The organism is Arsenicibacter sp. R0_47 (genome assembly GCF_057652235.1).
Genome location: NZ_JBYFCJ010000024.1, coordinates 14,559 through 39,995, shown reverse-complemented (window position 1 = coordinate 39,995; position 25,437 = coordinate 14,559). Strand labels below are relative to the sequence as shown.

The following is a 25,437-nucleotide window of genomic DNA, read 5'->3' as shown; positions in this document are numbered from 1 at the left end:
AATAGGTGGCCCGAAACAGACCACCTATTGTCACTATAGCTATCTCATTAAACTAAATCGAAACGATCGAGGTTCATGACCTTATTCCAGGCCGCCACGAAGTCGTTTACAAATTTCTCTTTTGATCCGGCGAAGCCATACACTTCGGCGATGGCGCGCAGTTCTGAGTTAGAACCAAAGATCAGGTCGGCGCGCGTTGCGGTCCATTTCACTTCGCCGGTTTTCCTGTCACGACCTTCGAACACTTGCTGCGCATGTGACGTACCCCGCCATGTAGTGCTGAAATCCAGCAGGTTTACAAAGAAATCGTTGGTCAGTACACCCGGCGTCTGGGTAAAGACACCGTGCTTCGAGCCATCTGAGTTGGTATTCAGGACCCGCAGACCACCAACCAATACCGTCATTTCCGGAGCGGTCAGCGTCATCAGCTGCGCCTTGTCTACCAGCATTTCTTCGGCCGTGGCATTAGCGCGGCTGCTCATGTAGTTGCGGAATCCGTCGGCAGCCGGTTCAAGGGCTTCGAATGATTCTACATCGGTATCAGCCTGCGAAGCATCGGCGCGGCCTGGTGTAAACGGAACGCTTACCTCAACACCGGCGTCCTTCGCCGCTTTTTCGACGGCGGCACAACCCGCCAGGACAATCAGATCGGCCAGGGAAACCTGCTTACCACCGGTCTGGATACTGTTGAACTCCTGCTGAATACTTTCCAGCGTGCTCAGTACTTTCGACAGCTGAACCGGGTTGTTTGCCGCCCAGAATTTCTGTGGCGACAGCCGGACACGGGCCCCATTGGCACCACCGCGCTTATCAGAACCACGGAACGTCGACGCCGACGCCCAGGCGGTTGACACCAGCTCAGAAACGGTCAGGCCTGAGGCTAAAATATTGGCTTTCAGAGCGGCGATATCGCCCTCGTCAATCGTTGCATAGGTAACGGCCGGAATCGGATCCTGCCAGATCAATACCTCTTGTGGTACTTCCGGTCCCAGATAACGGGCACGAGGACCCATATCGCGGTGTGTCAGTTTAAACCAGGCACGGGCAAACGCATCGGCAAACTGATCCGGATTTTCGTGGAAACGGCGTGAGATTTTCTCGTATGCCGGATCGAAACGAAGCGAGAGGTCAGTTGTCAGCATAAACGGCGCGTGGCGTTTTTCCGGATTGTGAGCGTCCGGAATCAACCCTTCACCGGCATTTCCTTTCGGCTTCCACTGGTGCGCACCCGCCGGGCTTTGGGTCAGCTCCCATTCGTAACCAAAGAGGTGATCAAAAAAGTCGTTGCTCCATTTGGTCGGTGTTTTTGTCCAGGCACCTTCCAGACCGCTGGTGATGGTATGTTCGCCATGGCCTGAGCCGTATGAACTTATCCAGCCCATGCCCTGCTCTTCAATCGTGGCCGCAGCAGGTTCTTTACCAACATATTTGCCGGGATCCGCAGCACCGTGCGTTTTACCGAATGAGTGACCACCGGCAATCAGCGCAACCGTTTCTTCATCATTCATCGCCATCCGGCCGAATGTTTCGCGGATCGCTTTTGCCGCCAGCAGCGGGTCCGGATTACGCTCCGGTCCTTCAGGGTTTACGTAGATCAGGCCCATTTCGGTTGCTCCCAGCGGACTTTCCAGAGCTTCCGGGTGGCGGTGCGCCAGCCATTCGCCTTCACTACCCCAGTAAATATCTTCTTCCGGCTCCCATACGTCGGCACGGCCACCGCCAAAACCAAACGTGTTGAATCCCATGGATTCCAGCGCGCAGTTACCGGCCAGAATCATCAGATCGGCCCACGACAGGCTGTTGCCGTATTTTTGCTTTACCGGCCACAACAGCAGACGGGCTTTGTCGAGGTTGGTGTTATCCGGCCAGCTGTTGAGCGGCGCAAAACGCTGCGTACCCGATCCGGCACCACCACGGCCATCCTGAATCCGGTAGGTACCGGCGCTGTGCCAGGCCATACGGATAAACAGCGGACCATAGTGACCATAATCTGCCGGCCACCAGTCCTGCGACGTGGTCATGATGTCATTGATGTCTTTTTTAACAGCATCCAGATCCAGAGCCTTAAACGCTTCTGCATAGTTGAACTGCTCACCCAGCGGATTCGACAATGATGAATGCTGACGAAGAATATTCAGCCGCAGCTGGTTTGGCCACCAGTCACGGTTGCGGGTACCACCACCGGCTGTCTGCTTTAATTCACCGTGTAAAAAGGGGCATTTAGCCTCGGAGCTCATGGTCTCTGCCAGTGGGCTATCGTGTGCAGCGTCGTTCATGGTTTAGATGTATTGAGTGTTTTTGTATGAAAACAAAAATGAATAATTCTAATATTTAACAGGACTCAAAATAACAAAACGCCTCCCAATAAATCAAATTGATAATATCTAGGAGACATAGCTTTTATCTATAACACATCTTTACCAGGATGTTTCTCTGGTAAAGATGCTGTTTGCGGGAGAATTCACCAGACGCCTTTGTAAAGAAAATCTGTTTTTAACAAAAACTTCATGCCGGTGGATAGCAGTATGGTTGATAAGATTTATACTCACCCTTCGGTAAAATCACAATGAAGCCGGCATTGCATCACATACCGACTTAAATGATAACTTTCCGGCAAAATCAACCTGCCATGATTACAGATAAAGTCCTGACGGCCTACGAGCAGATGGCTGAACGCTACAATCAGCTCATCGACCATAAACCCCACAACGCTTATTACGACCGGCCCAACACCCTGGCGCTGCTGCCGGATGTGGCCGGTAAAGCGGTGCTGGATGCGGCCTGTGGCCCCGGCAAATACGCCGAAATCCTGCTGGATCGCGGGGCTTCCGTTGTTGGCCTTGACCTTAGCCCGACGATGATAAAACTGGCTCAAGAGCGAAATCAGGGTAAGGGTTCTTTCCTGGTTCACGATCTTACCGCACCCTTGACAATGTGCGCCGACGCATCATTTGACGTGGTACTGTGTGCACTGGCGCTGCATTACATTCAGGACTGGGCCTTAACGATACAGGAGTTCTGCCGGGTACTGAAGCCCAACGGCACGCTCGTGATTTCGGTTGAACATCCGTTTTTTGAATACAACTACTTTAACTCCAGTGCCTATTTTGACGTCGAACACGTGACGTGCGTCTGGAAAGGGTTCGGACAACCGGTCGAGGTCAACAGCTACCGGCGGCCGCTCGGCGAGTGCATTACCCCGCTGACCAACAACGGTTTTTATATCGATCAGCTGGTCGAACCAAGGCCTGTTCCCGAATTTGAGAAACTGGATCCCAAACATTTTAACGAACTCAACAGCTTTCCGGCATTTCTGTGCATCCGCGCGGTGAAACGGGAATAACAATCAACCATGCAACGTTATCTTACGATTCTTTTCAGCCTGTTTGCCCTGACAATCAGCACCCAGCGTCTATATGCACAGCGTAAGCCAGGTAGCTGGCCGGACTCCGTCTATACCGGCAAACAGGGAACGCTTCATGTGCAGGGCATTGCCGTGGATCATGCCCGCAAGGTGATCTATTTTTCATTTACCAATCAGCTGATCAAAATGACGCTCGACGGCCGGTTGCTGGGCAGCGTAACCGGGTTGGTCGGCCACCTCGGTGATCTGGATATCAATCCCGAAGACGGAAAAATTTACGGGTCGCTGGAATATAAAAACGATGCTATCGGCAAAGGTATCAAACAGGCAACGGGTGCCGGCGAAGGGCATTCGGGATCGGGTTTCTACATAGCCATCATTGACGGCAACCGCATTACGAAGCCGGGCATGGATGCCGAAAAAGACGATATTGTCCGGACGGTTTACCTCCGCGAAGTCCTCAGCGATTACGAAGCCAGTGTACGTAAGGGGCCGAAAACGGTAGCACACCGCTTTGGCTGTTCAGGTATTGACGGCGTGGCTTTCGCGCCGAAGCCGGGCGGCAAACGCAACGGCCGGCAGTATCTGTACGTGGCATATGGTATTTACGGCGACACTACCCGCACCGACAACGACCATCAGGTACTGCTTCTATACGATACAAGCAACTGGAGCCGCCTTGCCCGGACCCTCACCCAGGACAGCCTGCACCGGTCTGGTCCGGCGGCTCCCGCCGGCAAGTATTTTGTCCGGACGGGTAATACGAGCTACGGCATCCAGAATCTGGCCTACGACCCCGACTCAGGCAACCTGCTCGCTGCTGTCTATACGGGGGCCAAAAAAGCATTCCCGAACTACGCCCTGTTTGAGATTGACGGCCACCAAAAGCCGGTGAAACAGTCCGTCATGATTGATAACCAGCCAACAACCATTGAGACGTTGCCACTGACGAATAACGGATTAGCGCATCCGGCCAGCGGGACACATGGCTGGCGTTTCAAGTGGGGAGCCACCGGTCTCTGCCCTCTCGGCGACGGGCTGTTTTACATTTCGCACAACCGCAAAACAACCGATGGTAAGCAGGAAAGCACCGCCTGGCTGTACCGGTGGACCGGCAATCCGGACATGCTGTTTGAGCGGGTCCGGCCATAGCGGTTATCCATCCGTTACAGGTGCCAATGTTTTCCTTTGGAGGGGCAACAGTCTAAACAAAGTACTATCTTTAGATCAAACATCTTACCGTATGAAAGCTCTCTTTTACACCGGCCTTTTCTGTTGCCTCCTGGTCGTGGCTAACGTCATGCTCTGGATAAATACCGCCACGAAGGACCTCCCTTTCGATCAGGCGAAAGCGCTTTACCTCGGTTATTTCCCTTTTTTCCTGCAAAACGCGCTGACGATTACACTACTAAGCATTGGCTTGTGCGGTATTTCGGTTTGGTTGCTAAGCCAATCACGACGTCTTTCCGGATTCAGCTATCGCAGAACCAGTACAGCCTTTATCGGACTGGATATGCTGCTGATCAGCTGGCTGTTGTTTACGTTGATGTAGTGAGGGAACTTCCTAATCTTTTCCCCCAACTCCCCGAGGGTTTAAAACCCTCGGGGAGTTCCTATAGAATTCAGGCTTTCCCAAAAATAAATTTGCGTAGCCAAATAGCTACACGTATATTTGTAGTTAAATGACTACACAATGAATCTACGACGCGACGTTTTCCAGGCCATTGCCGATCCGACCCGGCGGGCCATTCTGTTGCTGGTGGCAACGCAGGCCATGACGGCGGGGGCCATAGCCGCTAACTTTGACACGGCCCGGCCAACCGTTTCCAAACATTTACAGATTCTGACCGAATGCGAATTGCTGCGGCAGGAACAAAACGGCCGCGAAATGTACTATCACCTCAATGCCGCCAAAATGAAGGAAATCGCTGACTTTATCGAACCGTTCCGCCAGATGTGGGATGACCGGTTCAACAAACTCGAAAGCATTATGAAAGCGTATCAGGGTAACCAATAACCATTTATGGAACGCAAAACACAGGTCCGCGCCGGCGACGGCCATCAGGATATATGCATCACACGGGAGTTTGATCTGCCCCTGCCACTCCTCTTTAAGGCCTATACCGAACCGGAGCTGGTGGCCCAATGGATGGGTACGCGGGTGCTGACACTGGAGAGTAAACCGCACGGCAGCTGGCACTTCCAGACCGTTGACGCCCACGGGAATGTAGTTTTTCAGGCTAATGGTGTGATCCATACGTTTATTCCCGACCGGCAGATTATACGGACATTTGAGATAGAAAACGCACCCTTCGGGGTGCAGCTTGAGTTTCTGGACTTTGAAGCGCTCTCCGCTACTACCAGCAAACTAACCATGCAGATTGTCTATAAATCGGCCGAACTCCGCAACAAGATGCTGCAAATGCCCTTTGCCCATGGCCTCAACCTCGCCCACAACCGCCTACAGACCCTGCTGCCTCATTGATTTTAGCTTTTTTCGCTCTTTCACTCTTTATCTCTTTCACTCTTTGCTATGAACCCCAACGTTGATTTCTTTTTTAATAAAGCCACGAAATGGCAGGACGAGTACGAAAAACTGCGGCAGATCACGCTCAGCTGCGGCCTGACCGAGCAACTGAAATGGGGGGTGCCCTGCTACACCTATCAGCAGCATAACGTAACGCTGATTCATGGCTTCAAGGAGTATTGCGCTCTGTTGTTCACGAAAGGCGCTCTGCTCCACGATGCAGAAGGGTTGCTGATACAGCAGACGGAAAACGTACAGGCCGCCCGACAGCTGCGTTTCACAAGCCTGAAACAGATTCTGGAACTGGAACCAACCATTAAAGCCTATCTTTTTGAAGCGATTGAGGTCGAACGGGCGGGCCTGAACGTAACGCTTAAAAAGCTGGAGGACTATGCTGTAGCAGACGAGTTCCGGGAAAAGCTGGACCAGAATGCTGCCCTGAAAGCCGCTTTCGAGGCCCTGACACCCGGCCGGCAGCGCGCCTACCTGCTCCACTTTTCGGCACCAAAGCAATCGAAAACCCGGACGGCACGGGTCGAAAAAAGTATTCCTGATATTCTGAACGGTAAAGGGTTGAATGATTAATTTTGCGGCTCTGTGTAGCAACTAACAACTCAACATGTCAACCCACCCGGCCAGACTCAACGGGCTCGACCACTTACGGGCCACGGCCATTACGTTCGTCTTTTTCTTTCATTATTTCATCATCAGTAAAGGCGAACCGGCGTGGTTGCCGGGCGTGGCTAAGTTTGGCTGGACGGGTGTTGATCTGTTTTTTGTCCTGAGCGGCTTTTTGATTTCGGCGCAGCTGTTTGCGCAGGTTAAGGCCGGTCAGCCCTTGTCGTACAGAGATTTTTTCCTCAAACGCGTTTTCCGGATCATCCCGGCCTATCTGGTTACGGTCGGGCTGTACTTTATTTTCCCCGTCTTCCGCGAGCGTGAGGCCCTGCCGCCGCTCTGGCGCTTTCTGACCTTTACCCAGAATCTCGGCCTAAACCTCAAAGACTTCGGCACGTTTTCGCATGCCTGGTCCCTGTGCGTCGAAGAACATTTTTACCTGTTCCTGCCCCTTATCCTGATCGCGCTGCAACAAACGAACCGGTTCCGCAACGGGACATGGTTGTTCGTTATTCTTTTTCTGGGCGGATTTGTGATCCGGTATGCGTCCTATGTCTACCTCTATGGTCCCTGGCAGGCGGACGATGCCAGCTGGATGTACTGGTACAAATATATTTACTATCCGACCTACACCCGGCTGGACGGGCTGCTGGCAGGTGTAGCCATTGCTGCCTTGTCTGTCTTCTCCCCTGCCCGCTGGCGAATGGTGGCCGGCTACGGCAACTGGCTGATGCTGCCAGGAATACTGCTCCTGACGGCAGCCTATTTCCTGTGCGCCGACCAGCAGACCTTTACGGCCTCCGTGTTTGGTTTTCCACTGATTGCGCTCGGTTTCGGATGGCTGGTGGGCGCTGCCATTAGTCCGGCATCATTTTTATACCGCTGGTATTCACCGGTAACGGCTTTACTGGCCAACCTGTCGTACGCCCTCTATTTAACCCATAAAGGCATCATTCACCTGACCCGCGACCTACTGGCGGGCTATGAACTACACCCGAACCTGATGCTGGTCATCTGCACCGTTACCTGTCTGGCAGGTGCCTATGCCATGCACATCCTGATCGAAAAACCGTTCATGCGTTTACGGCACAGGGTAATGACAAACGTAGAGACGCAACATCTTGCGTCTCAGTAACCGGCAGGTTGCAGATAATCACATAAAACCTATGCACAAAACGAGACGCAAAATATTGCGTCTCTACCACTATGATCTACATTACCCAGCTCATTTATCTCATCGACGGACAGGAGGAAACATTCGATGCCTTCGAACGGGTAGCCATCCCGCTGATTGCCAAATACAACGGCCGTCTATTGCTGCGGAACCGGCTTTCGCCGGAAAATGTCATTGAGCAATCCATTGAGACACCCTACGAAATTCATCTGGTCGAATTCGACAATGAATCGGATCTGGCTGACTTCTTCAAGGACGAAGAACGGAAGCGGTTCGTGCACCTGAAAGAACAATCGATAAAGTCAGTCTGGCTGATTAAGGGCGAAAAACTGTAATTCAGTTGTTGAGATGCGGTTTGATACAATAATCCCCTCAGAGCCGTTACAGCCTTACGTCAGGCACTTCGTTATATCGGAAAACGAAGCCGGCATGACTTATAAGGTGTTTCCGTCAACGGGTATGGTCATCGGATTCCAGTACAGAGGCCAGCTTGCGACAGTCAGTCAGGATACCGAAACACACCTCGCCACCGCCGGTATTTCAGGAATGACCGACAGCTATACGGTGTTCAGAAACTCGCCCCATATCGGGACCATTCTGGTTTACTTCACCGAAACCGGTTTTGCGCGTTTTTCGAAGCATCCGGCCCACGAGCTGTTCAACCAGCGTCTGTCGCTCGACCTCATTTTTGACAAAACCAGCGTTTCTGAAACCGAAGACCGTTTATCGCAGGCCACCACCGATCAGCAACGCATTCAGCTGGTGGAGCGTTTTTTACGGGCCCACCTTAAGGCGATTGAAACGGATAAACTGATTATCGAAGCAGTGAAGCTGATCTATCAAAGCAAGGGGGCTATCCGCATCCGGGAGCTGAATGAACGGTTAGCCATCAGCCAGAGCCCGTTTGAGAAGCGGTTCCGAAAGCTGGTGGGCACCACCCCGAAAAAGTTCACCTCCATTGTCCGCTTCAATACGGTGCTCAGCAGTCTGGATGGCGCAAAATCGCTGGCCGACATCTGCTACGAAAACAACTTTTTCGATCAGGCACACTTCAGCAAAGACTTTAAACTCTATACCGGCGAAGCACCCGAACACTTCCGCCGCTTCCTGTAAAAAACGATTTTTTACAATGACCGCCCTTGCCTGAACCGGACCTTTGTGCTGTCAATCGGGACTAAACATGTCCCTGACGGACACACAACATAACCCCGTTCAGTCAATGTTTACCATAGCTCAAATCAAAGAAGCACACAGCAACGTCAAATCAGGCGCCGACTTTCCGGCTTACATCCAGGCCATCAAACAAATGGGCGTGACCTGTTATGAAACGTATGTAGCCGATGGTCATGCCAGCTATTTCGGCGCAAACAATTACCAGACCTCATCACCCGCCAAATACGAATCACTGTCTGTTGCTGATACCTGCGATGCGCCCCGCTTCAAGGCCGACCTGATCGCTCATCAGCAAGGTCAATCCGATTACCTTACATTTTGCCGGCAAGCGGCGGCATCGGGCATTGACAAATGGACAGTACGTATGGATCAGTTAACCTGTACGTATTACGACAAAGCCGGTCAGGAAATACTGGTCGAAGCAATTCCATCCGTGTAGAGACGCAAGATGTTGCGTCTCAGTAACCGGCAGGTAGTAGCTAATAACCTAAAATCTATGCACAAAATGAGACGCAAAATATTGCGTCTCTACAAGACGGCAGGTAACCACAGGAGGCTATTTTTCGTCACAATACAAACAGATCATGCCGGAAATACAATGCTGCGACGGAAATTCATCAAACATACCATGGCGGGGCTGCCGATAGCGGCATCGCTTTTATCGAATGCCTGTACCCTGAACGTGCCGGCCGATCCCAAAACCAAACGCGTACTGGTGATCGGGGCCGGCCTGTCGGGCCTGGCAGCGGCCCGACAGCTACACGATAAAGGATTCATCGTGACGGTACTGGAAGCCCAAAGTACTGTCGGTGGTCGTCTGCGGACAAACCGGTCGGCCGGCGTTGCTTTCGATGAAGGGGCCAGCTGGATCCATGGCATCGACGGCAATCCGATCACGACACTGGCGCAGCAGGCGGGCATGCAAACGTTCCCGACAATTGACGAAAGCCGGGTTTCCTATGACATTGGAGGCATAAAGCGGAAAGCGGCCTTTTATGACGCTGCCGAAGATGAACTGTATGGTATTCTGGATTCACTCATGAAGCAGGGCAGCCGTACCCGGAGCTTTGAATCAGTCTTTAATGCTACTTATCCTGCTAAAGCCAACGACCGGCTCTGGACTTTTTTTCTGTCTACGTATGTCACGTTTGACACCGGGGATCTGAATAAATTATCGTCGCTGCTGTACAATGAAGGGGAGGAATACGGCGGCGTGGAAACCATTGCTACGAATGGGTATGACACTATTGCCACATATCTGGCCAGGGGGCTCGACATACGCTTTGATCAGCGCGTGACAGCCATTGATTACAGCTCATCAACTGTAACCGTGACACATAACGGCAGCGTCAGCGAAGCCGGTTATGTGATCGTAACGGTGCCGCTCGGTGTACTGAAAAGCGAAAGTATCCGGTTTACCCCCCTGCTCCCCGCCGGCAAGCAGTCAGCAATCCGGAGCATCGGCATGAATTGCGTCAATAAGTTTCTGCTCATCTGGGAAAAGGCGTTCTGGGACGATGTGCAGTACATTTCATACACGCCGGCGGTGCGGGATAAATTCAATTACTTTGTCAACGTCCGGAAATACCAGCCAACCGTTAATGCGCTGATGACCTTTGCGTATGCCGACTACGCCCAGCAAACCGAGACGATGACCGATACTCAGGTGGTGGCTGATATCATGGCCCACCTCAGGGATATGTACGGCACCGGTATTCCCGAACCGGTCACCATGCTGCGGACGAAATGGCAAAACAACGAATTTACCTTTGGCTCCTACTCTTACACGGCCATTGACACCGAAATGACCCATTTTGACGATCTTGCTGAATCCATTGACAACCGGCTTTTCTTTGCCGGAGAGCATACCCACGCCGATTATTTCTCAACGGCCCATGGTGCCTGGCTGAGTGGTATCCGGGAGGCCGAAAAGATCATTGACTTGCTCTGACGATACCGTTTACCTCTCAAATAGTCCTATTGAACCAAAATCGCTATTTACTGAACGCCTACCGTGATGTCGATTGTACAATTAATTCTGACCTTTGCCCTATACGAATTATTTGCCGATCGCTATGAGTAACCCAACTACCCTTTTCGACAAAGTGTGGGACGCACACGTTGTCCGGAAAATCGAGGACGGACCTGATGTTCTGTTCATCGACCGTCACTTTATCCATGAAGTTACCAGCCCTGTTGCGTTCCTTGGCCTTGAGAGCCGGGGCATCGGTGTGCTCTATCCGGAGCGGACATTTGCAACAGCTGACCACAATACGCCGACCATTAACCAGCACCTGCCGGTAGCCGATCCGCTTTCGGCAAACCAGCTGGCAGCGCTGGAAAAGAATTCAGCAAAGTACAACATCTCTCACTGGGGTCTGGGCCATCAGAAGAACGGTATCGTTCACGTGGTCGGACCGGAAAACGGCATTACCCTGCCGGGCATGACCATCGTATGCGGTGACTCACACACCTCTACGCACGGTGCGTTCGGTGCCATTGCCTTTGGTATCGGTACCTCGGAAGTTGAAATGGTCCTGGCGTCGCAGTGTATCATGCAGCCGAAACCAAAGAAAATGCGGATCAGCGTTAACGGTACCCTGCAAAAAGGTGTCGTTGCCAAAGACGTGGTGCTGTATATCATCTCGCAGATTTCGGCCAGTGGTGCAACCGGCTATTTCATTGAATTTGCGGGTGATGTGTTCCGTAACCTGACGATGGAAGGCCGGATGACCGTTTGTAACATGAGTATCGAAATGGGTGCCCGTGGCGGCATGGTCGCTCCCGACGAAAAAACACTGGCCTACATTCAGGGCCGCGAGCAGGCACCAAAGGGCGAAGCCTGGGACAAGGCCGTCGCTTACTGGGAGACGCTGAAAACCGACGACGGCGCCTCATTCGACCTCGAATATGTATACGACGCGGCTAACATTGAGCCGCAGATTACATACGGTACCAACCCGGGTCTGGGTACGGGCATTACCAACCACATCCCGACAGCCAGCCAGGTGCTCGACGGCGCTGCTTCGTACGCCAAGTCACTGAATTACATGGGCTTTGCCGAAAATGACTCTATCATTGGTAAGCCAATCGATTACGTTTTCCTTGGCAGCTGCACCAACGGCCGGATTGAAGACTTCCGCGCCTTTGCGTCGATTGTAAAAGGCCGTAAGAAAGCCGACAACGTAACGGCATGGCTCGTGCCAGGCTCGCACATCGTTGAGGCTCAGATTAAGGAAGAAGGCATTCTGGACATTCTGACCGACGCCGGTTTCCAGCTGCGTCAGCCGGGTTGTTCGGCTTGTCTGGCTATGAATGATGATAAGATTCCGGCCGGAAAATATGCGGTAAGTACCTCAAACCGGAATTTCGAAGGCCGTCAGGGCCCGGGTGCCCGTACGCTGCTCGCCAGTCCGCTGGTTGCCGCCGCGGCCGCCGTTACCGGTGTCGTTACTGACCCGCGGGAACTGATTGCTGAGTAATGGACAATGTATTTCGATACAGCTCATTATTCATTCTACATTTTTCATTATTCATTCTATCATGGCTTACGATAAATTCACCATATTGAAAAGCTCGGCTGTGCCGATGCCGATCGAAAACGTCGATACTGACCAGATTATTCCTGCCCGTTTCCTGAAAGCGACGGAGCGCAAGGGCTTTGGCGACAACCTGTTCCGCGACTGGCGCTACAATGCCGACGGAACACCGAAAGAAGACTTTATCCTGAACAACCCGATCTACAGCGGCAAGATTCTGGTTGGCGGCAAGAACTTTGGTAGCGGATCAAGCCGGGAGCATGCAGCCTGGGCGATCTATGACTACGGGTTCCGGTGTGTGGTATCGAGCTTCTTCGCCGATATCTTCAAGAACAATTCCCTGAACATCGGCATTCTGCCGGTGCAGGTCAGCCCTGAGTTTCTGGACAAGATTTTCCTGGCCATCGAAGCCGACCCTAAGGCCGAACTGGAAGTGAACCTTCCGGAGCAAACGATAACGATTGTGCCGACCGGCGAGCAGGAGTCATTTGCGATCAATGGCTACAAAAAGCACAACATGACCAACGGGTTCGATGATATCGATTACCTGCGGTCGCTGAAGGAAGATATTGCTGTTTTTGAAGCCGCAAGGCCGTACTAATGAGTGAAAGAGCGAAAGAGATAAAGAGCGACCCAAAATCCGCTTTATCTCTTTCACTCTTCCGCTCTTTCGCTCTTTATTAATGAGTCGTCTTATCGAAATTATGGATACGACACTCCGCGATGGTGAACAAACATCGGGGGTGTCTTTTTCTGCATCTGAGAAGCTGACAATTGCCCAGTTGTTGCTGAAGGAAGTAAAAGTTGACCGGCTGGAAGTTGCCTCTGCCCGCGTGTCGGACGGCGAATTTCAGGCGGTTAAGAAAATTACCGGATGGGCACAGGAAAACGGACTGATCGACAAGATTGAGGTACTGACCTTTGTTGACGGCGAAACGTCTGTGAACTGGATGATCGATGCCGGCGCAAAGGTGATGAACCTGCTCACCAAAGGATCGATGAACCACCTGACGCATCAGCTCAAGAAAACACCGGAGCAGCATTTCGGAGAAATTGAGCAGGTCATTACCCTGGCCCGGTCAAAGGATATCCGCTGTAACGTGTATCTGGAAGACTGGAGCAACGGCATGCGCAACTCACCGGAGTACGTTTTTCAGTTCCTCGACTTCCTGACCCAACAACCGGTCGACCGCGTGTTACTGCCTGATACCCTTGGTGTACTGACCCCGCACGAGACCTACACGTTTATCAAATCCATTGTTGAGCGATACCCGAACAGCCATTTTGATTTTCACGCCCACAACGACTACGACCTGAGCATTGCCAATGTGATGGAAGCTGTCCGGGCGGGAGCGCATGGCCTGCACCTGACGGTCAACGGCATGGGCGAACGGGCCGGTAACGCCCCGCTGGCCTCGGCCATTGCGGCGCTGAATGACTTTATGCCGGAGGTGAAAACGTCGGTGGTTGAAACGTCGCTGTATTCCGTAAGCAAGCTGGTCGAAACCTTTACCGGTTTCCGGATTCCGGCCAATAAACCGGTTGTCGGCGAAAACGTGTTTACCCAGACGGCCGGTATTCATGCCGACGGAGACAACAAAAACAACCTCTATTTCAATGACCTGATGCCGGAACGCTTCGGCCGGACGCGTAAGTATGCGCTGGGCAAAACCTCCGGGAAGGCCAACATTGAAAAGAACTTACAGGAACTGGGCATTAAGCTGTCCGATAGCGATCTGAAAAAGGTAACGCAGCGGATTATTGAGCTCGGCGACCGCAAGGAAATGGTGACGCGGGAGGATCTGCCGTACATTATTTCTGATATCCTCGACAGTAATGCGATAGAGGAAAATGTGGTTGTGGTCAACTATGTACTTACGCATTCAAAAGGACTGCGGCCATCGGCTACCCTGCAGGTGCAGATTAAAGGGCAGCTGTACGAAGAAAATGCGCAGGGCGACGGGCAGTATGACGCCTTTATGAATGCGTTGAAAAAGATTTATCACAAGCGGAAAATCGAACTGCCGATGCTGACCGACTATACCGTCCGGATTCCGCCCGGTGGCAAAACCGACGCCCTTTGCGAAACCGTTATTACGTGGAGTATCAACGATAAGGAAGTAAAAACCCGTGGCCTTGATTCCGATCAGACGGTATCAGCCATCAAAGCCACGCAGAAAATGCTGAACCTGCTGGCGGTTTAGCGGATATTTTACCTCATCTCCGACCAACACCCTTATTTTACCGACCAACGCCCGAACAGCAGTCATTACCTGCATTCGGGCGTTGGTCGTTTTATTGGCGGGTTAGCCGACGTGGCGGGCGGGTTGGTCGAATGGATTCGTTGCGGGCGGCGTGGCCAGTGCAACTTTACAGCATCAACGCACAACGAATTAAACGAAACGACCATGAAAACGCTCATCATTACCCTGCTTCTGAGTGCCTCCGCCCTGCTTTCATTCGCTCAGTCAACCCAACCGGTTGAGGTCTTTCTCATTGGCACCTCACACAGCTATTATACTGAGTACGAAAAATTTGATCCGGTCATCTCTACTGTGGTAGGTTATAAGCCTGACCTGATGTTTTCGGAAACTCTCTCTCCCGCCGATTATGATGTATTGACCGATTACTGGAATCAGAAAGGGATCGACAAAATCATGAATACCCTGAAAAAGGCGGGCTATCCGGCACCGAAAAACCTGGACGCCTTCATTAAAAAACAGTATGCGCTTCTGGCCAAATACCCCAACTTCCATCAGGACCGGATGAAGCTCGCCCATGCCCTGTTCTACAAGCATGATTTCGGTAATGCCAATTACCAGCTTTACCTGATCAATAAAGCGAAACCGGTTTTAGGCCCTGAAGAGCTGGCAGCCTGCACTAAGATACTTGGGCCGGTTGATTCCCTTAAAACCCTCGGCCTGCGTGCCAACAGCGAGTATACAACCATCTTCTATCCGGCCGCTCAGCAGCTTGGAATTCAGAAAATGACGCCTATGGATTGCCAGACCTACAATACGCCATGGGATAAAGCCTGGGATAAATCGGACTCCCTTTTCCGCCGGTTTGAGAAAGGCCTGACGGCGTTGGATACCAACAGTGCAACGATTGCCGGCTACAAAAAAATGATGAGCCGCTATATGGAACTGGACAAGAAAGAAACCGAAATCGGCAAGCAGGGGCGCTTAACCGAGTACCTGAACACACCGGAAGGCGACGAATTTCTGCACCTGGCAAATTTTTACGGGGGTAAATATATGCTCAGTGTTCCCGGCTATCCGGCTAAGGAAGTAAGTGAGATGCTGCACTTCTGGCAACTGCGCAACGAAGGCATGTGCCGCAACATTGTAAACCGGGCACGCGAAGCCGGAGCAAAACGGGTAGTGGTAGCGGTGGGCGCCAATCACCGCCGGATTATGCTCGACATTCTGGCCGGTATGCCAAACGTGACGGTAAAGTCCCTGAATAACCAGTAAACTAAAAAGGCACGGCTTTCTTAGCGGATAAGAAGCCGTGCCACCTTGTCAGATAATATATTTATATCCCCTCGCTTTTCGTGTCTGCGAAAGCGATTCCTTTTTTACGGGGTGTATTGCCCTTCAGTTTAAAAATATTGTTCAGCGGCGCATAGCGCTGGGCATACACAAACCGCAGCGAAACCCCGAAACTGTAGCCCTGTCCGTCGCCCTTCACCAGCGACGTTTGTGTTGACCGGCCATTGTCGAGATACGTCATATCGGTTGTTACCGCATTACCGGCTCCCCAAGCTCTGCGGCCATAGACACTGACATACCACTGATCGCTCAGACGCGCGTTGTACTCCAGACCCAACTGAAAGGTAGCCGTCGGGCGCAGATTTGTATTCGTTATACTCCGGATAATAACCGTATCGGGTGAGGTCTGAAAATCGCGGTAGCGCAGTCCATCTACCAGAAAACGGTCTACCGACCGGCCCCGGTTCGGCATCAGCCACATATCAGCCGTGACCCACAGACCCGACCGGAGCCCGACTTTGCTGGTTGGCAGCAGCAGGCGTTTGCCACGCACCATAAAGTTGAACTTATCGCTGTCGTAGCGAAGGCTGATCGGAAACGGATGGCGGTTGATAACAAATGTATTGTGTACCGGCGAACTGACGAAACCGCCTTCAATCGCCCATTTTTGCTGATACGTATAGCCGATATGCAAACCCCAGCCTATTTTGCTGAAGCTGCGGGGAGAAAGGATGCCTCCGAATGTATTGGTAATGCTGCTCCGATCCGTACGGATGAAGCTCTCCGTGCCGATATACCACTCATCTGTCCGTGGAGCATATTTAGCGACTAGTTTCTCGTAAATATGTCCGCGTTGTTGTGCCGGAAAGTAATCCGACGTACTCTGTCCCTGTCCCGGCAAGGCGAATCCCGATAATAGCAGAATGTAAAGGATTTTCTTCATAGGCCGACTGGATGTCTGTACATCGTAAATATAACACTTTCAGGCAATTATTGTTATTTACCTCAAAAAAATGAGCGAAAGGGCATTTTTATAAAAAAAAGCGCAACAGACAAGGTCTGTTGCGCTCCGGTAAAAGCAGTTTTTCCTAGTTCTTTGTTAACACGGAATCCGGCAGGAATGTAACATCGACACCTGTCTGGCGTTTCAGGTTTGCATGGTTGTTTTTACCATCCTGATAAGCCGGGTTCACCTGCATCGACCGGTTGTAGTAGTACGATGCCAGCTGTAACTTACCTTCATTCTGGTAAATTACCCCAAGGTTGTTATAAGCCGGTGCATAGGCATTGGCGGCACGGATCGTTTGTTTGTAATAATAAACAGCCGAGTCGCGGTTTGGCGTAATTCTCTGGAATACATACGCCATTGAGAAGAAGGCTTCCCCGAAACCAGGGTAGATCTGCGTTGCTTCCTTCAGGTGATCAAGTGCCCAGCGAGCGTGTTGATTAGCCCATTTCTGGTTGGTATCTACCAGCGCCTGTGCTTCGCGGATCGCCACATCCCGGGTTTTGCCTTTCATCAGTTTCAGAACTGAGTCCAGTTTAGTCTGATTGTTAACGATAGCCGCTACGGAGTCAATCTTCGCGCGGTCTTTCACCCCTTTTTCAATCCACTCGTTAGCCACGTGACGCTGTACCTGGCAACTGCTCGGTGCATACGGTAAGGCTGAATTAAAGAGCACGAAGTTGTTTTTCCAGTCGCGGTTCCGCTCAACTGTTTTGAACGAATACAAACCGGCAACTACCGCCAGCAGGGCAACCAATGGCGCGTATTGAACAAGAAACGGCTTTTTAGCCACCTCATCGCCGGCCGGCTGCTCTTTTACCAGGAGTTTCTGCAGACCCCATACGGCCACAAACGCAAAGCCCATAACAGCCGCATACAGGAAACGTTCGGCAAGGATACCACCCCGCATGAAGATAAAGCCTAAGCCCGGTGCCATCGTTACGAAGAACCAGAACAGACCAAAACCCCACAACGTGCGTTTCATGAAGCCTTTCCACGCCAGCCATACCAGTGCCAGGAATGACAGGAAGCCCAGCCATACGAGAAGGTCACCACCACGGCCCGACGGAATTACGTTGTATGAATAGTCATACACCAGCGGATGGGGCAGTACCAGCAGTTTGAGATAATACATCAGGAACTTAAAGGTAGTGGCTCCCTGTGTTTTTTCGATAGCGTACGGGTAGTTGGCCCAGTCGACCGGCGGTGTACCGCTCAGGGTACCGATCATTACTTTTTTCTGATAGAAGAACAGGGCTGCTACAATCAGGAACGGCCATAAACCAGCCAGTGACTGGATGACATTACGGCGGGCAAACCAGTATTGCTGAGCCGGAACAAGGCCCAAACTTACGATAGACGATTCTTTTGAGAGGAATGCCAGATACAATGAAATACCGGCAGCCACAATCCAGCCCCACTGTTTTGTTTCCAGGTAACGGAAATGGGCCAGCAGCATCAGTGAGATAAACAGAAAGCTCAGCACCTCATCGCGGCCTTTGATGTTGGCAACAATCTCGGTATGAATCGGATGAGCCATGAAAATCAGGCCAATCAGGAACGCCATCAGGACTTCAGACTGACGTTTGGCCCCGCTGACATCCGATGATTTAGGCGATACCAGCCATTTCTGGAGCAGAATGCCGAGCACCAGGCCGGTCAGCGCATATAAGCCGGTATTGATCTGGTGACTGATCCCCGGATTATCCTTAAAATACTCCTGCTCAATGGCAAACGTAATCAGGGATAACGGCCGGTAATAACCAAGGGAGATATTGCTGAAGTGCCAGAATTCCGTACGCAACAGGTCAGGAATCCCTTTCAGGCCTGATTTAACGAACAGGTTCTGGCTGATCGCCGCGATGTCGTCAAGTGCATATCCGTGGCCGAATGTGTTAATGTATAGTACGAAACCGACGATTGCCAGAATCAGCGGAGGCCACCACGTTACCGGTCTTTTCTCAATAGGTAACTCAACCGATGTCGAAACAGTACGGTTAGACCGGCTGGAGCTTATTTGTGGTCGGGATACTGGTCTTGGAGGTGTTGGGGTCGGCGTAACCGCGCGCCCGCCCGTATTGGCAGGTCGGCTACTCTGTGCAGCCTGTATGGTAGGCTTGGGCGCTGCCGGTTGTTTTTTTTTCGACATACAAAAAGTATAAATACAGTTATTTTACAAAAATTTCGGGCTCCGGAGTGCCATTTTTACTAAGTCCGGTTAATTCCATCGTAAAGTTCACGAAGTATGCTTAGAAAGTCAACAGATTACCTGATGCGTTGGTCAACGTTTTGTCTTTTCATCGTTTTATCGGCGTCGCTGCACGGTTGTTTACCCGGCGCTCCCCGAACAACTGTAAATAATACCTCACCAACCCGGGACGATAATCTTGCCCTCGGTAACCCGAGTCAGGCCGGCAGCGCAGATCCCGATAACTACCTCATTACTAAGTCAGCATACACCCTGTCGTATAACCGGAAGCGGGCCATTGCCAACTGGGTAAGCTGGCACCTGAGCACGGCCTGGAAGGGAGATAGCAAACGGGGTAATGACTTCAGGCCCGATCCTGCTTTACCATCAGGTTGGTATGCGGTTAAGACATCGGATTACACAAATTCCGGCTTTGACCGTGGACACCTCTGCCCGTCGGACGACCGCGACGGATCGGCCGATGACAACAGCGCTACCTTCCAGATGACAAACATCGTGCCGGAAGCCCCCCGTCATAACCGTGAAGTCTGGAAAAACCTGGAGGATTATTCCCGTCAGCTGGTCAGCGCCGGAAACGAATTATACATCATTGCCGGTACCGACGGGACGGGCGGAACAGGTGAAGGCGGACAAACCTCCACAATCGCCGGCGGTAAACTAACCGTACCGGCCACACTGTGGAAAATCATCGTTGTGCTGCCCGTTGGTTCAGACGATATTAACCGGATTTCGACCAACACCCGTGTTATTGCCGTCAGCATTCCCAACCGGCAAACAGCAGCTGACAAACCCTGGACAGCTTACCTGACCAGCATTAAAGAACTTGAAAAAAAGACCGGTTACGACTTTCTGTCGGCCGTCCCTAAAGATGTACAGCGCATACTGGAAGCACGCGTTGACGCAAACCTGTAAACCAATACAATGATGAGCGGATTTCTTGGTCTCCGGACCACCATTTATGCAGCCCCTGACCTGGAGAAAGCCAAAGCGTGGTATACGCAGGTGCTCGGCGCTGCTCCTTATTTTGACGAGCCGTTTTATGTCGGTTTTTCCGTCGGAGGATTTGAACTGGGCCTCGACCCGGATTTAGCGCCGGGTATCGGTACCCCGGTTGCCTACTGGGGCGTCAGTGATATTGACGCGATGTGGAAACAATTACTGGATATGGGAGCGACTGAGCATGAACCGGTACAGGATGTGGGCGGCGGCATCAAGGTAGCCGTTGTTAAGGACCCCATGGGAAATCTGCTGGGTATTATTGAAAACCCGCACTTTCAGCAAAGGTAAAAAAAACGGGCCGGTTTCAGCCGGCCCGTTTTTTTATAACTGCGGAATCCGCAGCACCTGACCCGGATAAATCAGGTCCGGACTTTTCAGCATCGGTTTATTTGCTTCGAAAATGATACCGTATTTCATTGGATCACCGTATACTTTCTTGGCAATGGCCGACAGCGTATCGCCTGACTCCACTGTATGGAACTGACCTTTTGGCTGCTCCGGTTCGGCAACATCCAGCTGGTTATCGACCACATGAACGCCTTCCACATTCCCAACGGCCAGCGCGATCTTCTCGGCATCTTCATTGGACTTTACTTCGCCTTCCAGCGTAACAGTATCGCCTTTGGTTTTGATAGTCAGCTTATTGTACGGAAGACCTAACTGCTTTACGTGTGCCAGCAGTGCACTGGCGCGCAGTGGCTCAACCTCGGCTTGCTTTGCCGGTTCGGCTGCCGGTGCCTCGTGTTCCTTATTAAAGATTTTTTCGCCTACGCCTTTAAAGAAATTGAGCAGACCCATACGTTGTTTATTTAAGTGAATACCTGGTTAACTGAAGCAAAAATGTAAAAAGGCTATCAAAAGTCAATCATCATCTGTACACAGAATCAGGCTTTTTTAGCGTATGACACATGATTTACCGTAGCTTCGTCATTGGGCTATTCAATAAGTTAACAAAATCTCTATTATAGAAAACCTGTTATTACCTACCAAGGCAAATTTAGTACTTATGAAAAGCTTTTTTTGGATTCCCTGCTTATTGATCGGTGGCCTTCTAACCCAGGCCCCTGCGCAGGCACAACGAGTTTTTGGCGTAAAAGCCGGCGGAACGTTTACCCACGGGGCTACCAATATTCCGGCCCAGCCTATTTCAACCGGTCTTCAGATTCCTGAAATCAATAACAAGAATAACGGGATTGGGGTAGGCTATTCGGCCGGTATTTGGGGTCGCCAGGACTTCGGTAATATCTTTTTACAGGCCGAAGTAACGTATAACCGGTTCGTATTAAAACAAAAGACGGACCTGACCCTGGATGTTAACGCATTGGCCGTACTTGCCCGGCAACAATTACCGGTACAGATTCCGAATGGTCTGGTGACGGGTACGCTGCACAGCGATTCAGAATCAAGCCTAAATTCGGTAAACGTACCGATTCTGATCGGTAAACGATTTGCGAATCAGAAAGTGCGGGTCTTTGCCGGGCCTAACTTCATTTTTGTGGCAAAAGCAGAAGGTAAACAGAAAATTACCGGTCAGGTCAATGGCAACGCCTCGATCGGTGTTCCGACCATACCTGTATCAACCGAACGGACAACGGATCTGCTCAGCAGTGATGCCGGGATTCTTCAGGTAAAACCATTTACGGTTGCCTTGGAAGCCGGGGTAGGTATCAATCCGGTGCCTAAACTGGAGGTTGATCTGCGTTACGCTGTTCCGGTAGGTGGTGTATATAACGACAAGGGCATTACCGGTTATCTCGGAATTGCCACACTGACGGTCGGTTATCAGTTGTTTTAACCCCTCTTTATGAGCCTGTCCGCTCCGGCAGGCTCATTCTTTTCCTTTAGGCTTAAGTAAAAACTGTTCTCCGGCAACCTGAAGCCGGTACCGGATCGTACGCATCCCGCCTGATGGCTGCGCATTGGCATCACCGGGGCGATAAACCGGAAAGCGGCGGCATAATACCCCCTCCTCAATCCAGAGGCTGTCGTGGCCCATATAGGCGGCGTCGTTCAGTTGCCAACCCTCCGACCTGATTTCTGCCTTCCGCTGGCTCAGAAACTGCCAGGCCATGACCCGTCCGAACGAACCGCTGCCATCGCTGCTCAGGAAAATATATAGCTCAGGAAAGTGATTTGCATCCAGATCCGCCACATGGGCATCAATAACCGGCCGGTCAATCGGCAGATGAAAAGCGGTCAGCAAAGTGTTTCCCCTTACAGCATGTATCTGTAATAAACGTTTTGTATCTCCGGCTGAAGCATCAATCTGAAAACGGTAACCTCCAAACGTCAGCGATCGTGAAAACGGCCCGCGCTCCGAACGAATCACATCCTTACCTGCCACGACTATAGTCAGCAGGCAAAGACCGGTAATAATTCGTAACGTATGGCACATTTTCCGCATAAAATAAAAGCCGTTGGTTCTACACTTCCTGTAGAACGCAACGGCAATCAAATTAGTTGAAAAGGGAGTACCCGAACGGGTTAATTCATAAATATTTCGCCGATATCACGCAGTTTCAGTAGCTGTGGCAAAACAGTTAACCCTTTCTGTGTCAGGCGGTACTCCACACGCGGCGGTACTTCATTGTAGGATTGTTTTTCAACAACGCCTATCTCAATAAGTGCTTTCAGTTCCTGAATCAAAACCTTCTCGCTCACGTCCGGAATGGACTTACGAAGCTCACCATAACGGCGGGTCTGGTCGTTCAGATGTAATAAAATGAAAAGTCTCCATTTACCACAGATTACTTCAAGCGTTTTCCGCAATACACGAATCTCGTGCTCATTCATTAGCTGCTGAGAAATATTCTCCTTCATGTAAACTTTATTTTTTTCTAACCCCAGGGTAGGTAACTTACTGACTTGTAGGCATTTGTAACCTCAACAGCAAAGGTAGCTACTTATTTTCGACATTTCCCAAAAATACCTAAATACTTTCAGATGGCCCAACAAATGTTACCTTATTTTTATTTTTATAAAATAAATTTAATGGTAATTCGTGATTGCCAACTAGTCTAAAAATGCTATCCAGGCTCAAAAAAGTGTATTTTAGCGTGAAAAACACCCTAATCAATATACGCACCCGTTTGTAACCGATAAGTCGCTTATTTTATTATTCGTGAATAAAACCCTATTAGTTATTGCCGGACCAACTGCGGTCGGAAAAACAAATTTCTGTGTACAGGTAGCCCGGAATTTACAGACTGAAATAATTTCTGCTGACTCACGCCAGCTTTACCGGGAACTATCGATCGGAACGGCGAAACCAACGGCCGACGAAATGGGTGGTGTCCCCCATCATTTTATTGACTCCCATTCGGTAACAGAGCTTGTCAGCGCCGGGCAGTTTGAGCGGGAAGCGCTGGCGTTGCTTAGCGGTCTTTTCCGGCGGCACGATATTGTTGTCGTTACCGGTGGCACCGGCTTATACATTCAGGCACTTTGCTCCGGTCTGGATGACATTCCGCTGCCGGATAGTACGACCCGAGATACACTCATGCAACGGCTGGAAACAGAGGGATTACCGGCCTTACAGGCTCAGCTCACGGCGCTGGACCCGGACTATGCCGGAGAAGCTGACATGCAGAACTGGCAGCGGGTTGTCCGTGCCCTGGAAGTTTGTCTGACAACCGGTAAGCCCTATTCATCGTTCCGGCAACGGTCAGTTAAGGACCGGCCCTTCACAACGATTTACTGCGCCCTCGAACGCCCGCGTGAAGAACTTTACCGGCGTATCGACCAGCGAATGGATCAGATGCTGGCAGCAGGCCTGGTCGATGAAGTCCGGTCGCTTGCAGCTTACCGCCAACATAACGCCCTGCAAACAGTAGGTTATAAAGAGGTGTTCGAGTACCTCGACGGGGCCTATGATTACAGCACCATGGTCGAGCTGCTGAAACGGAATTCACGGCGGTATGCCAAACGCCAGCTGACCTGGTTCAGACATCAGGGAAATTATACCTGGTTTGCTGCCGACGACCTTGACGGCCTGCTTCAATGGGTCGCAGCGCAGCGCCTGTAAGCGCTGTGCTGCGGAAGATCATTTACAGAGCACGATAGGCCAGAATACCACCCGTCACGTTACGGACGTTGTTAAAGCCATTCTCTTCGAGCAGCTGCTGGGCACGGCCGCTGCGGGCTCCCGAACGGCAATGGACAATCACTTCTTCATCCTGAAGCCCGTCCAGTTCATCAATACGATAAGGCAGTTCGCCGAGCGGGATCAGGGTTGCTCCCAGGTTATCTTCTGCGTATTCGTTTGGTTCGCGGACGTCGAAGAAATTCAGCTTCTCCCCTTTTTCGAGCCGGTCTTTTAATTCGCTAACTGAAATATCCATAATCTGTATCGTAAATTGTCTGATTGATTTTCCTTACAGCCGGCTGAGCGTGGTGTAATTATGTATGCCTACGAGTTTCCACGGCAGCATCGTCATACGCCCTTCCAGGTTTTTAATTTCCTGCCGCGCAAGGGCCTTTTCTCCGGTTCTAATGAGCAGCAAGGCAAAATAGTTCCGGACAATGTATGTTTGCAGCCCGGCATCCTGCGGGTCTTTATACGCCTTATAGAGCGACAACACAGCCGCCTTACGGGACTCGTCATCAAAATAGGTCCGGAAGGCTTCTTCCTGCCCGTCAAAATTGAGTTGTATCCACTTTTCCAGCATGGCCGACAGATGAACACCGGTCAGCAGCGGCCATGTTTTGACATCACAGCAGGTTGCCAGAAAATGGTCCATTTGTCCGATACTGCCTCCCCATTTCGGGGTCAGGGCATTCAGCATGGCCATATGGGCTCCCAGATGATCAGGAACGAGCGCTTTCGCCTGCTCAAAATAAGTCATCAGCACTTCCTCCTCTTCTTCCAGACCCATCAGCACCGGCAACATCCGCGAAAAGCATTGCGGATCGCTTCCGTTGCGTTCAATCGCGCCCAGAAAAGCGGCCCGGGCACTGTTCAGTAAATCAACAAACGCTTTTGTCTGCTCAAGACTTACATCTTTTGCGAGTTTTGAACTCCGTGCGTCCCAGGCTTCTTTGGTCAGAATCATCCCTGTCAGTAAAAACGGCAGGTGGGCAGCAGGCCGGCGGGCAATCCAGGTTTCCAGCGGTGCAGCAGATGATGCAAGCTGATTCACGAGCCCTTCGGTAATCAGCGCCTGCTCGTGCCAGGGAGCTGCCTGATACGCGTCTTCCAGCGCCGGAAAATCCCCTGCTGTCAGCATACCGGTAAACAAGGGCAGCTGTTCAAAACCGAGTGTATTGTCGGGTTGATCTGATTTAGGAACCGACACTGCCTTCGGCGAAAAAAGGCGCTTAAAAAATGACATAGTT

The 25,437-nt window shown here is 51.3% G+C and carries 27 protein-coding genes; 19 read left to right on the top strand and 8 right to left on the bottom strand.

Annotated elements, in window-relative coordinates; translation table 11 throughout:
* Positions 1-47: 47 nt before the first annotated feature.
* Positions 48-2,276, bottom strand: coding sequence for a catalase/peroxidase HPI (katG, locus tag AC23NW_RS27520; RefSeq protein ID WP_487453569.1), 2,229 nt, complete (start codon positions 2,274-2,276; stop codon positions 48-50).
* Positions 2,277-2,629: 353 nt separating this feature from the next.
* Here katG and AC23NW_RS27515 point away from each other — a divergent pair, with 353 nt between their 5' ends.
* The 15 genes from AC23NW_RS27515 to AC23NW_RS27445 all read left to right on the top strand — a co-directional run bounded on the left by AC23NW_RS27515 (position 2,630) and on the right by AC23NW_RS27445 (position 15,871).
* Positions 2,630-3,343 (top strand): class I SAM-dependent methyltransferase, encoded by a 714-nt coding sequence (locus tag AC23NW_RS27515; RefSeq protein WP_487453567.1) that lies wholly within the window; start codon positions 2,630-2,632, stop codon positions 3,341-3,343.
* 9 nt (positions 3,344-3,352) lie between these two features.
* Positions 3,353-4,516 carry a hypothetical protein gene (locus AC23NW_RS27510; RefSeq protein ID WP_487453565.1) on the top strand — a complete coding sequence of 388 codons (1,164 nt, stop codon included), beginning with the start codon at positions 3,353-3,355 and terminating at the stop codon, positions 4,514-4,516.
* 91 nt (positions 4,517-4,607) lie between these two features.
* Positions 4,608-4,916 carry a hypothetical protein gene (locus tag AC23NW_RS27505; RefSeq protein WP_487453564.1) on the top strand — a complete coding sequence of 103 codons (309 nt, stop codon included), beginning with the start codon at positions 4,608-4,610 and terminating at the stop codon, positions 4,914-4,916.
* Between the two features lie 141 nt (positions 4,917-5,057).
* The gene (locus tag AC23NW_RS27500) at positions 5,058-5,381 is read left to right on the top strand and encodes an ArsR/SmtB family transcription factor (protein WP_487453562.1); all 324 of its coding nucleotides are present in this window, start codon (positions 5,058-5,060) and stop codon (positions 5,379-5,381) included.
* Between the two features lie 6 nt (positions 5,382-5,387).
* Entirely contained in the window at positions 5,388-5,849 is a 462-nt protein-coding gene (locus tag AC23NW_RS27495; protein WP_487453561.1) for an SRPBCC domain-containing protein, read from the top strand.
* A gap of 48 nt (positions 5,850-5,897) precedes the next feature.
* Positions 5,898-6,476, top strand: a complete 579-nt coding sequence (locus AC23NW_RS27490) for a YdeI/OmpD-associated family protein (protein ID WP_487453559.1) — start codon at positions 5,898-5,900, stop codon at positions 6,474-6,476.
* Between the two features lie 34 nt (positions 6,477-6,510).
* Positions 6,511-7,644 (top strand): acyltransferase family protein, encoded by a 1,134-nt coding sequence (locus AC23NW_RS27485; RefSeq protein ID WP_487453558.1) that lies wholly within the window; start codon positions 6,511-6,513, stop codon positions 7,642-7,644.
* A gap of 71 nt (positions 7,645-7,715) precedes the next feature.
* Positions 7,716-8,018, top strand: a complete 303-nt coding sequence (locus AC23NW_RS27480; protein ID WP_293834518.1) for a DUF1330 domain-containing protein — start codon at positions 7,716-7,718, stop codon at positions 8,016-8,018.
* Positions 8,019-8,031: 13 nt separating this feature from the next.
* A complete protein-coding gene (locus AC23NW_RS27475; RefSeq protein WP_487453556.1) occupies positions 8,032-8,796 on the top strand; it encodes a helix-turn-helix transcriptional regulator in 765 nt (254 codons plus the stop codon).
* A 106-nt stretch (positions 8,797-8,902) separates the two neighbouring features.
* Positions 8,903-9,295, top strand: a complete 393-nt coding sequence (locus tag AC23NW_RS27470; RefSeq protein ID WP_487453554.1) for a DUF1398 domain-containing protein — start codon at positions 8,903-8,905, stop codon at positions 9,293-9,295.
* A gap of 159 nt (positions 9,296-9,454) precedes the next feature.
* A complete protein-coding gene (locus tag AC23NW_RS27465; protein WP_487453552.1) occupies positions 9,455-10,807 on the top strand; it encodes a flavin monoamine oxidase family protein in 1,353 nt (450 codons plus the stop codon).
* A gap of 124 nt (positions 10,808-10,931) precedes the next feature.
* Complete coding sequence (gene leuC, locus AC23NW_RS27460) at positions 10,932-12,338, top strand: 3-isopropylmalate dehydratase large subunit (protein ID WP_487453550.1); 1,407 nt, start codon at positions 10,932-10,934, stop codon at positions 12,336-12,338.
* Between the two features lie 61 nt (positions 12,339-12,399).
* Positions 12,400-12,996 (top strand): 3-isopropylmalate dehydratase small subunit, encoded by a 597-nt coding sequence (gene leuD / locus AC23NW_RS27455; RefSeq protein ID WP_071505798.1) that lies wholly within the window; start codon positions 12,400-12,402, stop codon positions 12,994-12,996.
* A gap of 82 nt (positions 12,997-13,078) precedes the next feature.
* Positions 13,079-14,599, top strand: coding sequence for an alpha-isopropylmalate synthase regulatory domain-containing protein (locus AC23NW_RS27450; RefSeq protein ID WP_293834526.1), 1,521 nt, complete (start codon positions 13,079-13,081; stop codon positions 14,597-14,599).
* Positions 14,600-14,803: 204 nt separating this feature from the next.
* Positions 14,804-15,871, top strand: coding sequence for a DUF5694 domain-containing protein (locus AC23NW_RS27445; protein ID WP_487453548.1), 1,068 nt, complete (start codon positions 14,804-14,806; stop codon positions 15,869-15,871).
* 61 nt (positions 15,872-15,932) lie between these two features.
* Here AC23NW_RS27445 and AC23NW_RS27440 read toward each other — a convergent pair whose 3' ends face one another.
* Complete coding sequence (locus AC23NW_RS27440) at positions 15,933-16,832, bottom strand: hypothetical protein (protein ID WP_487453547.1); 900 nt, start codon at positions 16,830-16,832, stop codon at positions 15,933-15,935.
* 145 nt (positions 16,833-16,977) lie between these two features.
* On the bottom strand, positions 16,978-19,044 hold the full coding sequence (locus AC23NW_RS27435) for a tetratricopeptide repeat protein (RefSeq protein ID WP_487453545.1): 2,067 nt from the start codon (positions 19,042-19,044) through the stop codon (positions 16,978-16,980).
* Positions 19,045-19,140: 96 nt separating this feature from the next.
* On the opposite strand from AC23NW_RS27435, the gene AC23NW_RS27430 reads away from it, so the two are divergent.
* A complete protein-coding gene (locus tag AC23NW_RS27430) occupies positions 19,141-20,016 on the top strand; it encodes a DNA/RNA non-specific endonuclease (RefSeq protein WP_487453544.1) in 876 nt (291 codons plus the stop codon).
* Between the two features lie 9 nt (positions 20,017-20,025).
* Complete coding sequence (locus tag AC23NW_RS27425) at positions 20,026-20,391, top strand: VOC family protein (protein ID WP_487453543.1); 366 nt, start codon at positions 20,026-20,028, stop codon at positions 20,389-20,391.
* 33 nt (positions 20,392-20,424) lie between these two features.
* Here the strand turns inward: AC23NW_RS27425 and lysM are convergent, their stop codons facing one another.
* Positions 20,425-20,901, bottom strand: coding sequence for a peptidoglycan-binding protein LysM (lysM, locus tag AC23NW_RS27420; protein WP_293834537.1), 477 nt, complete (start codon positions 20,899-20,901; stop codon positions 20,425-20,427).
* 208 nt (positions 20,902-21,109) lie between these two features.
* Between lysM and AC23NW_RS27415 the strand changes: the two genes are divergently transcribed.
* Positions 21,110-21,898 carry an outer membrane beta-barrel protein gene (locus AC23NW_RS27415; protein ID WP_487453541.1) on the top strand — a complete coding sequence of 263 codons (789 nt, stop codon included), beginning with the start codon at positions 21,110-21,112 and terminating at the stop codon, positions 21,896-21,898.
* A 33-nt stretch (positions 21,899-21,931) separates the two neighbouring features.
* Here AC23NW_RS27415 and AC23NW_RS27410 read toward each other — a convergent pair whose 3' ends face one another.
* Entirely contained in the window at positions 21,932-22,507 is a 576-nt protein-coding gene (locus tag AC23NW_RS27410) for a hypothetical protein (protein WP_487453540.1), read from the bottom strand.
* Between the two features lie 80 nt (positions 22,508-22,587).
* The gene (locus AC23NW_RS27405; RefSeq protein WP_487453539.1) at positions 22,588-22,923 is read right to left on the bottom strand and encodes a winged helix-turn-helix transcriptional regulator; all 336 of its coding nucleotides are present in this window, start codon (positions 22,921-22,923) and stop codon (positions 22,588-22,590) included.
* Between the two features lie 301 nt (positions 22,924-23,224).
* Between AC23NW_RS27405 and miaA the strand changes: the two genes are divergently transcribed.
* Positions 23,225-24,127 (top strand): tRNA (adenosine(37)-N6)-dimethylallyltransferase MiaA, encoded by a 903-nt coding sequence (gene miaA, locus AC23NW_RS27400; RefSeq protein ID WP_487453537.1) that lies wholly within the window; start codon positions 23,225-23,227, stop codon positions 24,125-24,127.
* Positions 24,128-24,149: 22 nt separating this feature from the next.
* Here the strand turns inward: miaA and AC23NW_RS27395 are convergent, their stop codons facing one another.
* Both AC23NW_RS27395 and AC23NW_RS27390 read right to left on the bottom strand, forming a co-directional pair.
* On the bottom strand, positions 24,150-24,443 hold the full coding sequence (locus AC23NW_RS27395) for a rhodanese-like domain-containing protein (RefSeq protein WP_487453536.1): 294 nt from the start codon (positions 24,441-24,443) through the stop codon (positions 24,150-24,152).
* Positions 24,444-24,476: 33 nt separating this feature from the next.
* Complete coding sequence (locus tag AC23NW_RS27390) at positions 24,477-25,433, bottom strand: DUF4034 domain-containing protein (RefSeq protein ID WP_487453535.1); 957 nt, start codon at positions 25,431-25,433, stop codon at positions 24,477-24,479.
* Positions 25,434-25,437: the final 4 nt, after the last annotated feature.

Bases quoted from the DNA above. Each gene is read 5' to 3' on its own strand.
- AC23NW_RS27410 (WP_487453540.1), bottom strand. From the start codon at position 22,507: ATGCGGAAAATGTGCCATACGTTACGAATTATTACCGGTCTTTGCCTG.
- AC23NW_RS27485 (WP_487453558.1), top strand. From the start codon at position 6,511: ATGTCAACCCACCCGGCCAGACTCAACGGGCTCGACCACTTACGGGCC.
- AC23NW_RS27470 (WP_487453554.1), top strand. From the start codon at position 8,903: ATGTTTACCATAGCTCAAATCAAAGAAGCACACAGCAACGTCAAATCA.
- AC23NW_RS27430 (WP_487453544.1), top strand. From the start codon at position 19,141: ATGCTTAGAAAGTCAACAGATTACCTGATGCGTTGGTCAACGTTTTGT.
- AC23NW_RS27480 (WP_293834518.1), top strand. From the start codon at position 7,716: ATGATCTACATTACCCAGCTCATTTATCTCATCGACGGACAGGAGGAA.
- AC23NW_RS27505 (WP_487453564.1), top strand. From the start codon at position 4,608: ATGAAAGCTCTCTTTTACACCGGCCTTTTCTGTTGCCTCCTGGTCGTG.
- AC23NW_RS27390 (WP_487453535.1), bottom strand. From the start codon at position 25,433: ATGTCATTTTTTAAGCGCCTTTTTTCGCCGAAGGCAGTGTCGGTTCCT.
- AC23NW_RS27395 (WP_487453536.1), bottom strand. From the start codon at position 24,443: ATGGATATTTCAGTTAGCGAATTAAAAGACCGGCTCGAAAAAGGGGAG.
- AC23NW_RS27515 (WP_487453567.1), top strand. From the start codon at position 2,630: ATGATTACAGATAAAGTCCTGACGGCCTACGAGCAGATGGCTGAACGC.
- AC23NW_RS27415 (WP_487453541.1), top strand. From the start codon at position 21,110: ATGAAAAGCTTTTTTTGGATTCCCTGCTTATTGATCGGTGGCCTTCTA.
- leuC (WP_487453550.1), top strand. From the start codon at position 10,932: ATGAGTAACCCAACTACCCTTTTCGACAAAGTGTGGGACGCACACGTT.
- AC23NW_RS27440 (WP_487453547.1), bottom strand. From the start codon at position 16,832: ATGAAGAAAATCCTTTACATTCTGCTATTATCGGGATTCGCCTTGCCG.
- leuD (WP_071505798.1), top strand. From the start codon at position 12,400: ATGGCTTACGATAAATTCACCATATTGAAAAGCTCGGCTGTGCCGATG.
- AC23NW_RS27425 (WP_487453543.1), top strand. From the start codon at position 20,026: ATGATGAGCGGATTTCTTGGTCTCCGGACCACCATTTATGCAGCCCCT.
- lysM (WP_293834537.1), bottom strand. From the start codon at position 20,901: ATGGGTCTGCTCAATTTCTTTAAAGGCGTAGGCGAAAAAATCTTTAAT.
- AC23NW_RS27445 (WP_487453548.1), top strand. From the start codon at position 14,804: ATGAAAACGCTCATCATTACCCTGCTTCTGAGTGCCTCCGCCCTGCTT.
- AC23NW_RS27465 (WP_487453552.1), top strand. From the start codon at position 9,455: ATGCTGCGACGGAAATTCATCAAACATACCATGGCGGGGCTGCCGATA.
- katG (WP_487453569.1), bottom strand. From the start codon at position 2,276: ATGAACGACGCTGCACACGATAGCCCACTGGCAGAGACCATGAGCTCC.
- AC23NW_RS27475 (WP_487453556.1), top strand. From the start codon at position 8,032: ATGCGGTTTGATACAATAATCCCCTCAGAGCCGTTACAGCCTTACGTC.
- AC23NW_RS27490 (WP_487453559.1), top strand. From the start codon at position 5,898: ATGAACCCCAACGTTGATTTCTTTTTTAATAAAGCCACGAAATGGCAG.
- AC23NW_RS27405 (WP_487453539.1), bottom strand. From the start codon at position 22,923: ATGAAGGAGAATATTTCTCAGCAGCTAATGAATGAGCACGAGATTCGT.
- AC23NW_RS27495 (WP_487453561.1), top strand. From the start codon at position 5,388: ATGGAACGCAAAACACAGGTCCGCGCCGGCGACGGCCATCAGGATATA.
- AC23NW_RS27510 (WP_487453565.1), top strand. From the start codon at position 3,353: ATGCAACGTTATCTTACGATTCTTTTCAGCCTGTTTGCCCTGACAATC.
- AC23NW_RS27450 (WP_293834526.1), top strand. From the start codon at position 13,079: ATGAGTCGTCTTATCGAAATTATGGATACGACACTCCGCGATGGTGAA.
- AC23NW_RS27435 (WP_487453545.1), bottom strand. From the start codon at position 19,044: ATGTCGAAAAAAAAACAACCGGCAGCGCCCAAGCCTACCATACAGGCT.
- AC23NW_RS27500 (WP_487453562.1), top strand. From the start codon at position 5,058: ATGAATCTACGACGCGACGTTTTCCAGGCCATTGCCGATCCGACCCGG.